The sequence below is a fragment of the Vibrio sp. 811 genome (assembly GCF_033339195.1).
The window spans coordinates 1-504 of the sequence record NZ_JAWOUB010001017.1 but is presented as its reverse complement, the minus strand read 5'-3'; the positions used below and the strand labels follow the sequence as shown (position 1 = coordinate 504).

Genomic DNA, 504 nt, shown 5'->3' with positions numbered 1-504 from the left:
CTTAGGTCAAGTGAAACAGGCATTTTCTGATTCACGTGATCATCAAGCTGTAGACTCGTCGATTGATAAGCTGTTCCAAAAAACGTTTTCTGTTGCAAAACGAGTTCGTACGGAAACTGATATCGGTGGCAATGCTGTGTCGGTGGCTTACGCCGCATGTACATTAGCAAAACACATTTTCGAATCGTTATCTGACTCGACAGTCTTACTCGTCGGGGCAGGTGAAACCATCGAACTGGTCGCGAAGCACTTAGCGTCGAACGGCTGCACAAAAATGATAGTCGCAAACCGCACCAAAGAGCGTGCTCAAGGGTTAGCTGAGCAGTTTGGTGCAGAAGTAATCAGCCTGAACGAAATCCCAGACCACCTCGCAAGAGCGGACATCGTGATTAGCTCAACAGCGAGTCCGTTACCTATTATTGGTAAAGGCATGGTCGAAACGGCGCTGAAACAACGTCGTCATCAACCTATTCTGTTAGTCGATATTGCTGTACCACGTGATGT

The 504-nt window shown here is 47.4% G+C and carries 1 protein-coding gene; it reads left to right on the top strand.

Annotated features, from left to right (window positions below):
• A partial coding sequence (gene hemA, locus R7Q46_RS30665; protein ID WP_318078777.1) for a glutamyl-tRNA reductase occupies positions 1-504 on the top strand: 504 nt, incomplete at both ends.